General features: G+C 57.6%; 12 protein-coding genes. 9 read left to right on the forward strand and 3 right to left on the reverse strand.

Annotated elements, in window-relative coordinates; genetic code table 11:
• Positions 1–4 precede the first annotated feature (4 nt).
• Positions 5–742 carry a phosphatase gene (locus WFK59_RS03790; RefSeq protein ID WP_233988192.1) on the forward strand — a complete coding sequence of 246 codons (738 nt, stop codon included), beginning with the start codon at positions 5–7 and terminating at the stop codon, positions 740–742.
• Between the two features lie 28 nt (positions 743–770).
• Positions 771–1,337, forward strand: a complete 567-nt coding sequence (locus WFK59_RS03795) for a TorD/DmsD family molecular chaperone (RefSeq protein WP_336755039.1) — start codon at positions 771–773, stop codon at positions 1,335–1,337.
• A gap of 1 nt (position 1,338) precedes the next feature.
• Here the strand turns inward: WFK59_RS03795 and WFK59_RS03800 are convergent, their stop codons facing one another.
• Together WFK59_RS03800 and WFK59_RS03805 are read right to left on the reverse strand one after the other, a co-directional pair.
• A complete protein-coding gene (locus WFK59_RS03800) occupies positions 1,339–2,703 on the reverse strand; it encodes a CoA transferase (protein ID WP_233984562.1) in 1,365 nt (454 codons plus the stop codon).
• A gap of 48 nt (positions 2,704–2,751) precedes the next feature.
• Positions 2,752–3,636 (reverse strand): DMT family transporter, encoded by an 885-nt coding sequence (locus tag WFK59_RS03805; RefSeq protein WP_336755041.1) that lies wholly within the window; start codon positions 3,634–3,636, stop codon positions 2,752–2,754.
• A 180-nt stretch (positions 3,637–3,816) separates the two neighbouring features.
• Here WFK59_RS03805 and WFK59_RS03810 point away from each other — a divergent pair, with 180 nt between their 5' ends.
• Positions 3,817–4,539, forward strand: a complete 723-nt coding sequence (locus WFK59_RS03810) for a glutamine amidotransferase (RefSeq protein WP_233984560.1) — start codon at positions 3,817–3,819, stop codon at positions 4,537–4,539.
• Here WFK59_RS03810 and WFK59_RS03815 read toward each other — a convergent pair.
• Positions 4,527–5,090, reverse strand: coding sequence for a class I SAM-dependent methyltransferase (locus WFK59_RS03815; protein ID WP_233984559.1), 564 nt, complete (start codon positions 5,088–5,090; stop codon positions 4,527–4,529). The genes WFK59_RS03810 and WFK59_RS03815 overlap by 13 nt on opposite strands.
• Positions 5,091–5,322: 232 nt before the next feature.
• On the opposite strand from WFK59_RS03815, the gene exaC reads away from it, so the two are divergent.
• The 6 genes from exaC to WFK59_RS03845 all read left to right on the forward strand — a co-directional run bounded on the left by exaC (position 5,323) and on the right by WFK59_RS03845 (position 13,565).
• Complete coding sequence (gene exaC, locus WFK59_RS03820; protein WP_336755043.1) at positions 5,323–6,843, forward strand: acetaldehyde dehydrogenase ExaC; 1,521 nt, start codon at positions 5,323–5,325, stop codon at positions 6,841–6,843.
• 892 nt (positions 6,844–7,735) lie between these two features.
• Complete coding sequence (gene tssB / locus WFK59_RS03825) at positions 7,736–8,233, forward strand: type VI secretion system contractile sheath small subunit (RefSeq protein ID WP_233984557.1); 498 nt, start codon at positions 7,736–7,738, stop codon at positions 8,231–8,233.
• 31 nt (positions 8,234–8,264) lie between these two features.
• Positions 8,265–9,812, forward strand: coding sequence for a type VI secretion system contractile sheath large subunit (gene tssC, locus WFK59_RS03830; protein ID WP_233984556.1), 1,548 nt, complete (start codon positions 8,265–8,267; stop codon positions 9,810–9,812).
• 17 nt (positions 9,813–9,829) lie between these two features.
• Positions 9,830–11,170, forward strand: a complete 1,341-nt coding sequence (gene tssK / locus WFK59_RS03835; protein WP_336755044.1) for a type VI secretion system baseplate subunit TssK — start codon at positions 9,830–9,832, stop codon at positions 11,168–11,170.
• Entirely contained in the window at positions 11,167–11,856 is a 690-nt protein-coding gene (tssL, locus tag WFK59_RS03840) for a type VI secretion system protein TssL, short form (RefSeq protein ID WP_233984554.1), read from the forward strand. The genes tssK and tssL overlap by 4 nt, the downstream gene beginning before the upstream one ends.
• The gene (locus WFK59_RS03845) at positions 11,853–13,565 is read left to right on the forward strand and encodes an OmpA family protein (protein ID WP_336755045.1); all 1,713 of its coding nucleotides are present in this window, start codon (positions 11,853–11,855) and stop codon (positions 13,563–13,565) included. The genes tssL and WFK59_RS03845 overlap by 4 nt, the downstream gene beginning before the upstream one ends.
• Position 13,566: the final 1 nt, after the last annotated feature.

Here is a 13,566-nt window from a genome sequence, read left to right on the forward strand (position 1 = left end):
GATGATGTATCCGGTAGATCTGCATATGCACACCATCGCCAGTACCCACGCCTACAGTACGCTGCACGATTACGTCACTCAGGCAAAGCAAACGGGGATGAAACTGTTTGCCATTACCGATCACGGCCCTGATATGGCCGACGCGCCACACTACTGGCACTTTATTAATATGCGCATCTGGCCGCGAGTGATTGATGGCGTCGGGATTCTGCGCGGTATTGAGGCCAATATAAAAAACCAGCAGGGCGAGATTGACTGTTCCGGCCCGATGCTGGATGCGCTGGATCTGATCGTGGCGGGCTTTCATGAGCCGGTCTACGCGCCGCGCGACAGAAAGCACCACACCGATGCGATGATTGCGGCGATGGCGGGTGGACTGGTGCATATCATCAGCCATCCGGGTAATCCGAAATTCCCGGTGGATATCACGGCGATTGCCGAGGCGGCGGCCCACTACGATGTGGCGCTGGAGATCAATAACTCCTCGTTTACCCACTCTCGTCCAGGCAGCGAACCCAACTGCCGGGCGATCGCCGAGGCGGTGCGGGATGCGGGCGGACGACTGGCCTTTGGCTCTGATTCCCATACCGCCTTTACGCTCGGCCATTTTGAGCACTGCCTGCGCATCACCCGCGAAGTGGATTTTCCGGAGGATCGGGTGTTAAATGTCACGCCGCGGCGTCTGCTCGACTTCCTCGAACAGCGCACCGGCAAATCGATTGCTGAACTGGCTGACTTTTAATTTACTTTGCCTCAAGGAAATCTGACTCATGAATGAGTTTTCCATTCTGTGCCGCGTGCTCGGCTCACTGTACAATCGTCAGCCGCAGGACCCGCTGCTGGTGCCGCTGTTTACGCTGCTGCGTGAGGGCAAACTGCAGGCGCAGTGGCCGCTGGAGCAGGACGAACTGCTGACCCGCCTGCAACAGAACAGCGATCCGCAGGCGCTGGCCGCCGATTACAATGCGCTGTTTGTCGGCAGCGACTGTAAGGTATCGCCGTATGCGTCGCAGTGGCCCGAAGGTAAAACGGAGCCGGAGGTGCGTGCTTTTCTGACTTCGCGTGGTATGCCGCTGAGCGATGCGCCTGCCGATCACTTTGGCGTGCTGCTGCTGGCGGCGTCGTGGCTGGAAGATCAGTCTGCGGAAGATGAGAGCAGCGCCCAGCTGGCGCTGTTTGAAGAGTATCTGCTGCCGTGGTGCGGCACTTTCCTCGGGAAGGTTGAGGCGCATGCCACCACTGCGTTTTATCGTACGCTGGCTGCGCTGAGCCGTGAGGCAATTCAGGCGATGTACAATGAACTGCTCGACAGCGCTGAACCGCAGCAGGATGCCTGATTTACCATGATGCCGGGTGCGTACCCGGCAGACAGCCCGGTGTCGCACAGCATTGCGCGGTGCCGGGCAGCCAGGATGGCGCGCGCAGTCTTACGCCCAGCCCCCAGGGCGTGAACTCAAAAAAGGGCAGGTTATCCTCTGTTTTCGGCGTGATGCCGGACTGTACAGTGCCCGGCGTAGCAGGATGCTGCTGCAACAGCCAGGCGGTACGCGCCAGTGACAGCCGCACCTGGCTGCCATGCCCGTCAGTGCGCCGCTGCCGTAATCCCTCCAGTACCGCCGCCGCCAGCAGATAACCGGTGGCATGATCCAGCGCCTGCACCGGCAATGGCGTCGGTTTATCACTCTGCTGCCACTGCATCCCCTGTTCGGCAATACCACAGCCCATCTGAACCAGACTGTCGAAGCCGCGCCGGTTGCGCCACGGACCCTGCCAGCCCCAGGCATTCAGGCTGACATCGACCAGGCCCGGAGCCAGCGCCCGACGGGTTCCGGCATCAAAGCCCAGTTGCTCCAGCGCATCGGCCCGGTAACCGTGCACCAGTACGTCGGCCTCACGCAGTAAACGGATGAACTGCTCCCGATCGCTGGCCTGTCTGAGATTCAGGACCGCACGGCGCTTACCACAGGTGATCTCCTCATCCAGCGACGGTTCCTGCCAGCCAGGCGGATCGATGCGCAGCACATGAGCACCGAGGCTGGCCAGAAAGCGGGTGGCGACCGGACCGGCAATAATCCGGGTCAGATCCAGTACCCGGACACCGAGCAGCGGGCGCGCCGGCGGTAACGGCCAGTCGGGCGCGGCAGCCTGATCGGTACGCTGCCAGGCGAACAGCGGCTCCTGCGCTATCGCCTGGCCCTGCGGATGCTGCTGCCAGGCCGCGCTGCTGCGCATCTCTGCGGCACAACCGCCCGCATCAATGATCGCCTGCTCCAGCTCAGCAGCCTGCCAGCGCTGCACCTCGCGGGCCAGTGCGGCGCGATCGGGATGCTGGCCGAGCACCTGCTCCATCGCCTGGCGGTGATGGGCAGCATTGGTGTGCAGGCGGACCCAGCCATCGCGACTGGCGTAATCGCCGGCGAAAGCGTCCCACAGCGCGGGAGCAGGCCGGTTGAGCGGCATAAAACTGTGCCGGAACCAGCGCGACGCCAGCCGGACATTCACTTCAACTGGCCGGCTGGCATTGATCAGGTCGGCAGCGGCCTGGGTGGCAAGGCCGATGCTGGTGGCCGCCAGTTCACTGACGGCAAAGGCGGCGGGAAAACTGGCATGATCGACAAAGGTGGGTAACGGGTGTGCGGCGGCGTTGCCACGCAATCCCTGCCACATCTGCTGCCAGAGGGACGTGGCGAGCTGATGCTCCATCTGCTGTGCTCCTGACGAGTGACAATCACTCAAGCATAGCACGCGTGATTAACGTCGCCGCAGACGCGGAAAGCGGGCATGCATCCGCAGATTACGCAGATTAATCACCGCAATCGCCGTACCGAGTATCACCAGCGAGGCGCCGATGATTTTGAAGCTGTTAAGGCTGTCGCCCAGCACCACGATCCCCATCAGTACCGACAGCACCGGGGTCAGCAGCGAGTAGGGCATAATCAGGTTGACGTTATATTTTTTCAGCAGCATATACCACAGCGTATAGGCGACGATCGACGAGGCGATGGCGCTGTAGAGGATGGCGAACCAGCCGTGCCAGCCGGCATGACTCAGGGCATAGAGCTGGTTTGACTCCATTATCAGGCTGGCGGCACCGACTATCGGAATCGCCAGAAAGGCGATCCAGCCGGTCATGGTCAGTGGCTTAATCGATGGCGATTTTTTAACTATCAGGTTGCTTACCGCCCAGCCGGTTGCGCTGCACAACAGCAGACACAGCACCCACCAGGTGGGAATGGTCGGGCTGCCGGAGAGCACCACCACGCCGCTCAGCGAGATCAGAATGCCCACCAGTTGCACCAGCTTCAGTTTCTCTTTTAGCACCACCATCGCCAGCAGCATGGCGATCGGCGTGCCGAGCTGGACCACAATCGCGCCGGTGCCGGCATCGGTATACCGCATTCCGACAAACAACAGCGAGAAGTGCATAAAGCCGAAAGTGAACGCCAGCAGCAACAGCCAGGGCAGTTGCTGTCGGGTGATGCGGCAAAACGGCACCAGCACAATGGCGACCACCACAAAACGCATAAAGGTCAGGAACAGCGGCGGAAGCTCAAGCAAGCCCCATTTTACCGCTACGTTGTTGAAGGCCCAGATACACACCACCATCAGGACCAGAAAGAAATGCCGCACCGCCACAATAATATCCTTAACTTTTTTTGCTTAGCCCGCTAATGATGGCACGAACTGCGGCATTCCTGGCAGCAGCGCTAAGAAATTTTCTGTCGCAGAGGGGAAAATAAAATCATAAGACTTTTTTGCGCGTTGCTGTCAGACTGATTTTCCGAAACGCCTCTCTGGAACAGGACCCGATTCGGTATGACCCACACGCCCGCCTTGCCCATTGCATTAATTCAGCTCGAAGTCCCGCCCGCTCACGTCGTCGCGCAGATTGGTGAACAACCACGCTGGTTTATTGACGCGTTAAATTTACAGCCTGATGAGTATCTGATCGTCCGTCCGCATCTGGGCGAGGCGCTGCCCGCCTTCGATCAGATCTCTGCGGCGATCCTCAGTGGCTCGTGGGCGATGGTCACCGATCATGCCGACTGGAGCGAACGCAGCGCGGCATGGATCAGAGCGGCCATCGAGGCGTCATTGCCGTTGCTGGGGGTCTGCTACGGTCATCAGCTGATGGCGTATGCGCTGGGCGGCGAGGTGGCGGATAACCCGAATGGCTGGGAACGCGGTCTGTTGCCGGTCACCTGCGGCGCACAGGCGCAGCGCGACCCGCTGCTGCGGGGAGTACCGTCGACCTTTAGCGCCTGGCTGTCGCATCGACAGTCGGTGCTGACGCCGCCGCCGCAGGCTCAGGTATTAGCCGCTTCTGAGCGTGACGGCTGCCAGATCATTCGCTATTCACCTCAGGCGCTGTCAGTGCAGTTTCATCCCGAATTTTCGTCATCCATCATGCGCGCCTGTCTGCCGGACGACAGCAGCGATGTGGCTGCTGTAATGGAAGGAAAAGACTGGGCGCGTGCACTGTTAACCGCCTTCTGGCAACAGGCGCGCCCGTCAGTTGAGCAGGCTCAGGGCGCGTAGTGGCGGGTACAACGATAAACCCAGGCGGGCGGCACGTTTTTCAGCACCCGCTGCCGCTCCCAGGTAAAGTAGCGTGACAGGTCAGGCTGGGTCAGGGAAGTGTATTGAAACTGTACAAACACTCCGTTGGGACCCAGCGCATTGTAGACTGCGCGCAGAATCGCCTCACGCAGCGCGGGCGGCAGTGACAACAGCGGCAGACCGGAGAAGATCGCATCATACTGCCCGTTGAGGTACTCCGCTGAACAGGTGCGGACGGTCATACGGTCATCGTCCAGTGCGTTGAGCTTCTCCGCCAGCATACTGCTGATCTCAAACACATCCAGCGTGGCGTCCGGTGCCATTCGTTCCAGTAACCGACGGGTTAACACACCGTCTCCTCCGCCAAGCTCGGCGATACGCAGCTGAGTATTCCATTCCACCGACGCGATCATTGTGCGGCACAGCGCATCGGATGAAGGCGTAATGCTGCCCATCTTGCGCGGATTGCGGATGAACTGATGCACGAAGTTTGCTTTAGCGCGCATCAGGGTGAAAGCCGAAGCCAGCATGCTTACCTCCCGTGTGAATTCTTCCTCATATTGACCCCTTCAGGCTGACAAGTTTCTTATTTATAAGCGCAACCGGGAAAAGTCGGAATTATCTGTAGCAGCAACCCATGCGGGTTTTCCTTCGGGGCGGTCACAGTTTCCGGGTGACAGATCTGACAGGCTGGCAATGATCATTCATGTTAATAATAAGTTTCATCATTGTTGCATCTCGTCACCTGTAAGGAGAATGACCATGCGTTACGCCGCGCCAGGAGAACAGGGTTCTCTGATCACGCTACAAAAGAATTATGGCAACTTCATTAATGGTGAATTTGTCGCGCCAGTGAAGGGCAACTACTTCACCAATACCTCGCCGGTAAATGGCTCAGTAGCAGGCGAGTTTCCGCGTTCGGACCGCGCTGATGTCGATAATGCGGTCGCCGCCGCGGCAGCAGCAGCAGATGCCTGGGGAAAAACGTCACCGCAGCAGCGATCGTTACTGCTACTGAAAATCGCCGACCGGCTGGAGCAGAATCTGGAATATATGGCGGTGAACGAGACCTGGGATAACGGTAAACCGGTGCGGGAAACGCTGGCCGCCGATTTGCCGCTGGCGGTCGATCACTTCCGTTATTTCGCTGGCTGCGTGCGGGCGCAGGAGGGCAGCGCGGCGGAGATTGATGAATTTACCGCGGCGTATCATTTCCATGAGCCGCTGGGTGTGGTGGCGCAAATTATTCCGTGGAATTTCCCGCTGCTGATGGCTGCGTGGAAGCTGGCACCTGCGTTAGGTGCCGGAAACTGCGTAGTGCTGAAACCGGCAGAGCAGACGCCGCTGTCGATCACCCTGTTTGTTGATCTGATTAAAGATTTACTGCCGCCCGGCGTACTGAACGTGGTGCACGGTTTCGGTAAAGAGGCGGGTGAAGCGCTGGCGTCCCATCCGGGGATCGCCAAAGTCGCCTTTACCGGATCGACCGCGACCGGCGGCCATATTCTGGAACTGGCGGCGAAAAGCCTGATCCCGTCAACGGTTGAGCTGGGCGGCAAATCCCCCAATATCTTCTTTGAAGACATCATGCAGGCGGAAGAGAGCTTTATTGAGAAAGCCGCGGAAGGGGTGGTGCTGGGTTTCCTTAACCAGGGCGAAGTCTGTACCTGTCCATCGCGGGCACTGGTGCAGGAGTCCATCTACGAGCCGTTCATGGCAGCGGTGATGAAACGGGTTAAAACCATCAAGCGTGGCGATCCGCTCGACACCGAAACGATGGTCGGCGCACAGGCGTCACAGCAGCAGTTCGATAAGATTCTCTCTTATCTTGAGGTTGCCCGGCAGGAAGGCGCAGAAGTGCTGGTGGGCGGTGGTGTGGAGAAGCTGGACGACACGCTCGCCAGTGGTTACTACATCCAGCCGACCTTACTCAAGGGTAACAACAGCATGCGGGTGTTCCAGGAAGAGATTTTTGGCCCGGTGATTGGCATTACCACCTTCAAAGATGAGGCCGAAGCAGTCAGCATCGCTAACGACTCGATTTACGGCCTGGGTGCCGGTGTCTGGACACGTGACATCAACCGTGCCTATCGCGTGGGCCGGGCGATCAAAGCCGGGCGGGTCTGGACCAACTGCTATCACCTTTATCCGGCACATGCTGCCTTCGGAGGCTATAAAAAATCGGGTATTGGTCGTGAAACCCACAAAATGATGCTCGATCACTATCAGCAAACCAAAAATCTGCTGATCAGTTACAGCATTGAACCGCTTGGCTTCTTCTGAGTCGGTGAGATCAGGGCGTGCCGCCGTCGGGCGGCACGCTGTCAGCGCGTTCGCACAATCACATCACCTTTAACTCATCCCGCCGCTAATGCCGTCGTTTTCATCGGATTAAGATCGGAAGGATCACCAGCCTGAAACAGAAAGCTATGAGCGGGCGGCGTTTTGCGGCTGTTTTCGTTAAAATCTGGCCTGTAACAGCTAAAAGATTCTAAAAAATAATCCGGATTAAACGACTTTTTGATCAATGAGTCTGGCTTGGCATCCTCATTTTCCTATTCATGATACAGCTGCGTTAAAAGTTCTCTATAAATAATGTTTATATATTGAAGGTTAAAACGTTAATTCCTGGTCTGAAGTTAAAGCCTGTCCGATATAAAAGTCACTATCTGAAGGACGGTCTGATGAAATAATTCAGGCAATTCATCTTCACTTATGTACAGCCTCTCATCTTTCAAAAAAAATTTTTGATTTCCTATGATGGCGTTTTTCCCTCAATTTTGTCCGGTGAATGAAAATTTCGCTTCGCCGCAATCCTTATCCAACAGGCTCTGCAGGGAAATATTAAGAAATTTCTTATTTATCATGAAGATGTTTAATTCAGATAAAATCAAGTTTTCGTATTATTTTGTTACAAATATTAATTTCCCCTGTTCATGTAAATATTTTTACACTCGCGGCAATAGCTCTTTGTCTGAAAAGTAATCTTTCGGATTATTGCTAGAAAAACCGTGTCATGCTCGCTGGTGAAGGGATTACACTCGCTTTTGACGCCCCCCGTTTTTGCTTTACGTCGGACAACGTAAGCAGGAATGCCGCTCTGGCAGGGTAAGCCTTTCTGATAATTTCATGCTGGCATTGACCATTTCTATTAATGCATAGAACAGGGATAGCCATGTCTAACTCCTATCAGTCCGAGATCCCCAAAGCCCGCGTTAACATCCAGCTCAGCGTACACACCGGTGGCGCGCAGAAGAAAGTCGAACTGCCCCTCAAGCTGATGGTGGTGGGGGATTACAGCAACGGTGCAGAACAGCGTCCGCTGTCTGAACGCGAAAAAATCAACGTCAACAAAAACAACTTTGACAGCGTCATGGCTGAATTTGCCCCGTCGGTAAACCTCGCTGTAGAAAACACCCTGGCCGGTGACGGCAGCGAAGAGAACGTCAGCCTGTCGTTCACGCAGATGAAAGACTTCGAACCCGAGCAGGTCGCCCGCCAAATCCCGCAGCTTAAAGCGATGCTGGCCATGCGCAACCTGCTGCGCGACCTCAAAGCCAACCTGCTGGATAACCAGGCCTTCCGCAAAGAGCTGGAAAAAATCCTGATCGACCCGGCGCTCAGCGCTGAACTGCGTAGCGAGCTGTCGGCGCTGGCACCCAAACAGCCTTAACCCTCACGAGTAATAACGGATTAACCAAGGAATGCTCATGTCTGTACAAAATCAAAATGGCGCGGGTGGCGAAAGCGTTGTGCTGGAACGTCCGTCAGCGGGCGGGGTTTACGCGTCTCTGTTTGAAAAAATCAACCTTAATCCGGTCTCTGAGCTGAGCGCGCTGGATATCTGGCAGGATGCGCAGGCAATGTCTGATGCCACGGCCGATGAGCGCCTGACGGCCGGCATGCAGGTCTTTCTGGAGTGCCTGAAGAAGTCGGGTTCAAAAGTCGAAAAGCTGGACAAGACGCTGATTGACCACCATATCGCCGGGCTGGATTACCAGATCAGCCGTCAGCTGGACGCGGTGATGCATCATGAGGCTTTTCAGCAGACAGAAAGTACCTGGCGCGGGCTGAAGTCGCTGGTCGATAAAACCGATTTCCGGCAGAACGTTAAAATCGAGCTGCTTGATCTGTCGAAAGATCACCTGCGTCAGGATTTCGAAGACGCGCCGGAGATTATTCAGAGCGGATTATACCAGCACACCTATACGGCTGAGTATGACAGCCCCGGTGGTGAGCCGATTGCCGCCCTGATTTCTGCCTATGAATTTGATGCGTCAGCCCAGGATGTCGCGCTGCTGCGCAATATTTCGAAAGTCTCCGCCGCGGCGCATATGCCGTTTATCGGCGCTGCCGGTCCGAAATTCTTCCTCAAGGATGCAATGGAAGAAGTGGCGGCGATTAAAGACATCGGCAGCTACTTCGATCGCGCCGAGTACATCAAGTGGAAATCTTTTCGTGAAACCGATGACTCCCGCTATATCGGCCTGGTGATGCCGCGCGTGCTGGGTCGCCTGCCGTATGGCCCGGACACCGTGCCGGTGCGCAGCTTCAACTATGTTGAGCAGGTCAAAGGCCCGGATCACGACAAATACCTCTGGACCAGCGCCGCCTTCGCCTTTGCGGCCAACATGGTGCAGAGCTTTATCAGCAACGGCTGGTGCGTGCAAATCCGTGGTCCGCAGGCCGGTGGCGCGGTACGGGATCTGCCGATTCATCTCTATGACCTGGGCACCGGTAATCAGGTGAAAATTCCGTCCGAGGTGATGATCCCGGAAACCCGCGAGTTCGAATTTGCCAGCCTGGGCTTTATCCCGCTGTCGTACTACAAAAACCGCGACTACGCCTGCTTCTTCTCGGCTAACTCCGCCCAGAAACCGGCCCTGTACGACACCGCTGACGCGACGGCTAACAGCCGCATCAACGCGCGTCTGCCGTACATTTTCCTGCTGTCACGTATCGCTCATTACCTGAAACTGATTCAGCGTGAAAATATCGGCACCACCAAAGATCGCCGCCTGCTTGAGCTGGAGCTCAATACCTGGGTGCGCGGGCTGGTGACGGAGATGACCGATCCAGGCGACGACCTGCAGGCTTCGCATCCGCTGCGCGACGCAAAAGTGACGGTGGAAGATATCGAAGACAACCCGGGTTTCTTCCGCGTGAAACTCTATGCCGTGCCGCATTTCCAGGTGGAAGGGATGGACGTCAATCTGTCGCTGGTTTCCCAGATGCCGAAGGCGAAAGCGTAAAGTAAGGCAGGAAGCCGATGAAAACGGAACAACCGTTATGGGGCAGGGGCCAGATGGTCTCTCCCCAGCACTTCCAGCAACAGGCCGCGTATGCGGCCTGGTCTGTGGAATGCATCGCCCAGTTGGGCCTTTCCCATCCCTGGGGAATGATTGAAGCCACGTTCGAACCGGAGGCACTGAAACTGGGCCGCCTGCAGGCCCGTCATCTGCACATCCGTTTTCGGGACGGCACGCTGATTGACACTGACAATGCTGACGCCCTGCCACCGGCGCTGTCGCTTGAGAGCGAATCGCATAATGCAGTGGTACTGCTGGCGCTCCCGCTGATGCGGGCGAACGGGGGGAACTGCCTGAAACCTGATGAGGTGGCCGAACGGCCGGTGCGTTTTCGCCAGCGCTGGCGGGATGTCCGCAATACTTTTGGCGAAGATATCCGCCAGATTGCCGTAATGCAGCCGGAGCTGAGCCTGCGTTTTTCCCATCAGAACAACAGCGACTATCTGACCTGTCCGGTTGCCCGACTGCAGCAGGATTCGCAGGGCAGCTGGAGACTGGATGAAGCGTTTCTGCCTCCACTGCTTACCCTTCAGGGCAGCCGCTGGCTGGTCACTCAGCTTGAACAGCTGATGACTCAGCTGCGCGCCCGGCTGAGCCGCCTGATGGCGATGCGCCGTGAAAGTAACGAGCGGATGGCCGATTTTGCCGTGGCCGATGTTTCCCTGTTCTGGCTGCTTAATGCCCTGAACAGCGCAGAACCGGTGCTGGGACAGTTTCAGCGCAATCTGCAAAACCCGCCGGAGCGCTTGTATCCGGAACTGGCCCGCCTGGCGGGTAGCCTGCTGACCTTTTCACTGGAGCATCAGGTGAGCGCCATTCCGGCCTGGCAGCACGAGCAGCTGAATGCTGTGTTTCCGCCGCTGTTTGACTTACTGGGCGATCTGCTGGAAGCCAGTCTGCCCTCGCGCGTGGTGTCAATCGAGCTGGAAAATGATCCCCGTCTCCACTTCTGGCAGGCCCGTTTGCATGACCCGCGCCTGCGTGAAGGGGCCGATTACTATCTCTCCGTCCGATCCCCCATGCCTGTGGCCCAGTTGCAGGAGCAGTTCCCGCGCCAGTGCAAGGTGGGCAGCCCGGATCATGTCCGGGGCATCGTCAATTCTTCACGGGTAGGGGTGCCACTGACGCCGCTGCGTCATGTTCCTGCCGCCATTCCGTTACGTCTGGAAAATCAATATTTCAGCCTCGATGTCTCTCATCCCCTAGCGACGGAAATGCTTCAGAGCGGTACCTGTATGTTTTACGTGCCGGGCATGCTCGGCGAGCCTGAGCTTGAACTCTTTGCGGTACTAAGAACATGAGTGAGCATAAAAGCGGTACCGCCGCATCCATTGATATCGATGCCTTGCTGCAAAATACCTGGTTGCAGGTTATCAGCCTGCGCCATGGTCCGCAGTTTCAGGAAGGGGAAGGGCGAAAGCTGTGGGAACGCTGCATCGCCGATGTTGAAGAGGTGCAGCGTGTCCTGAAAGCGAGTGGACTCGATGAAACCCATTGCCTGCATATTCTCACCGCACAGTGTGCATTGCTGGATGAGACAGTAAAAGGCCGCGGCGTGGAAGATGATGCCTGCGTCCAGTGGTATGACATTCCGCTGCAGGGACATTTCCTCGGCACCATGGACGCAGGTGACACGCTGTGTGACCGGATGCGTGACGTGTTGCGTGAACCGGCACCTGATCTGGCCGTCATTACCTGCTTCCAGCGGGTGATGATGCTGGGATTCCTTGGCAACTTCCAGTCTCTGGACGATCCGGCACGTCAGAAACTCGTCAGCGCGCTTAATGAACATGTCACACCCTTCAGCTATCCCCAGACCCAGCCGGTGCTGGCGGAAAGCCCTGTCGGCTGGCGGATGGGCGGCTGGCTCTCGTCATGGCCGATGCGTATAGGGCTGAGTGTGATTGTGCTTATCGCCCTGTGGTGGGGGCTGAATCACTGGCTCGATCAGATGCTGTCGACACTGCTGCCGGGAGCCGTGAAATGAGTCCTGCACAACAGCGTGGTCTTGCGCTGTGGGCGCTCCTGCTCAGCGCGGGCGTCTGTCTGGGCTTTCTGCCGGTTTCCCGACTGGCTGCTGTGCTGATTCTGCTGGCGGTAATCGGGTTGATTGCGGCGATCGGATTCGCCGTCCGCTGTCGTGTCCAGGATGAGGAGATCCTGCCTCTGGAGGGGCTCCCGGAAGCGACATACCGCCAGCCGGTGGTCCTGGTTTGTGGCGATCTGCCGCTGGCGTGGCCTCAGTCGTCACCGGTACTGAATGTCACGCAGGGTTGCTGGATCCGGGTCGAAGACGACCAGGCGCTGGAGCAGGTTGCCCGCCAGCTTCTGTGGCAACGTCCTGAGTGGGGACGTCAGCTCTCGGTGATGGTCACAGTCTGTCCGCAGAAGCATGCAGACAGTGAAGCGCTGACTAGCCGCCTGCTGGCCCTGCGCTGGCAAATCAGCCTGCTGCGTAAGGAGAGTGGCCATTCTGTGCCGCTGGTACTGAATGGTCAGGCCGGCAGTGCAATGGTGAGGGACATGCTCTGGCAGGCGGCGATCCCCGGGGAAGGAGTAAGAATCTGGCGTGAGTCCACGGCGCCTGGTTCGATTGCCGCATGGGTCAGCCAGGGTGGTGCGCCCGCGATGCAGCAACAGGTGCTGATGAACAGCCTGATGCGCTGGTTTCATCAGCACGTTAATGCGGTGTTTACGGATGAGAATCCTGATGTTCCGGCCATTAAACCTGCGGCAGTGCTGTGGGGCATGGGACCGATTCTTGCCGGAAGTCTGGCCTCTTCAGCCTGGACAGCATGGCTGTCTCGCCACACCGCCATGCAGCAGGTGGCAGGCTGGCAGCCGGTCGGCACTGACAGTACGGTGATATCACCACTGCCGGATTTCGTTCTGCCACTGTTACCGGAAGGTCGCGGTTTAACCCCACGAGGCCGGACCTGGCGCTGCGCATTGACTCTTTTCAGCCTGGCGGCCATCGCGGCGCTGCTCAGCAGTGGCTGGAACAATCGCCAGCTGCTGCACCGTGTGAGCTTTGATATTGCCCGATATGACCGTATCGGGATGGACAACTACGGTCCGAAAGCCGATGCCGTCAGGGTCCTGCGTGAGGATGCCGCACAGCTGGATAACTGGGCACGCAATGGCGTACCTATCCGGATGAGTTTGGGTCTTTATCAGGGCGAACGCCTGCGTATGCCATTGCTGGATGCCATTCGCTCGTATATTCCGCCGCCACCGCCGCCCAAACCGCAACCAAAACCAGAACCGGTCCCGAAAATTGTCCGTCTCGACAGCATGTCGCTGTTCGATTCCGGCAAGTCCGTCCTGAAAGCCGGCTCTACCAAAATGCTGGTCAATTCGCTGGTGGGCATCAAAGCCAGGCCAGGCTGGCTGATTGTGGTCAGCGGGCATACCGACAACACCGGTAACCCGGAGCTGAACCAGACGCTGTCCCTGAAACGTGCCGAAGCGGTACGTGACTGGATGCGTGACACCGGCGACGTGCCGGAAAGCTGTTTTGCCGTGCAGGGCTATGGCGCAGGCCGCCCTGCCGCAACTAACGACACCCCGGAAGGGCGCGCGCTCAACCGCCGTGTCGAAATCAGTCTGGTACCGCAGGCCGACGCCTGTCAGATACCCGGCAAACACCCGGCGCCATCGCAGGATGATGGCGCGTCACAACACAATGGAGAGTAAT

Origin of the sequence: Pantoea sp. USHLN298, from assembly GCF_037149395.1 — a bacterium.
Classification (GTDB): Bacteria; Pseudomonadota; Gammaproteobacteria; order Enterobacterales; family Enterobacteriaceae; genus Pantoea; species Pantoea astica.

Excerpts from the sequence above, each read along its gene's own strand:
- WFK59_RS03790 (WP_233988192.1), top strand. The coding sequence starts at position 5 with ATGTATCCGGTAGATCTGCATATGCACACCATCGCCAGTACCCACGCC.
- WFK59_RS03795 (WP_336755039.1), top strand. The coding sequence starts at position 771 with ATGAATGAGTTTTCCATTCTGTGCCGCGTGCTCGGCTCACTGTACAAT.
- WFK59_RS03800 (WP_233984562.1), bottom strand. The coding sequence starts at position 2,703 with ATGGAGCATCAGCTCGCCACGTCCCTCTGGCAGCAGATGTGGCAGGGA.
- WFK59_RS03810 (WP_233984560.1), top strand. The coding sequence starts at position 3,817 with ATGACCCACACGCCCGCCTTGCCCATTGCATTAATTCAGCTCGAAGTC.
- WFK59_RS03815 (WP_233984559.1), bottom strand. The coding sequence starts at position 5,090 with ATGCTGGCTTCGGCTTTCACCCTGATGCGCGCTAAAGCAAACTTCGTG.
- exaC (WP_336755043.1), top strand. The coding sequence starts at position 5,323 with ATGCGTTACGCCGCGCCAGGAGAACAGGGTTCTCTGATCACGCTACAA.
- tssB (WP_233984557.1), top strand. The coding sequence starts at position 7,736 with ATGTCTAACTCCTATCAGTCCGAGATCCCCAAAGCCCGCGTTAACATC.
- tssC (WP_233984556.1), top strand. The coding sequence starts at position 8,265 with ATGCTCATGTCTGTACAAAATCAAAATGGCGCGGGTGGCGAAAGCGTT.
- tssK (WP_336755044.1), top strand. The coding sequence starts at position 9,830 with ATGAAAACGGAACAACCGTTATGGGGCAGGGGCCAGATGGTCTCTCCC.
- tssL (WP_233984554.1), top strand. The coding sequence starts at position 11,167 with ATGAGTGAGCATAAAAGCGGTACCGCCGCATCCATTGATATCGATGCC.
- WFK59_RS03845 (WP_336755045.1), top strand. The coding sequence starts at position 11,853 with ATGAGTCCTGCACAACAGCGTGGTCTTGCGCTGTGGGCGCTCCTGCTC.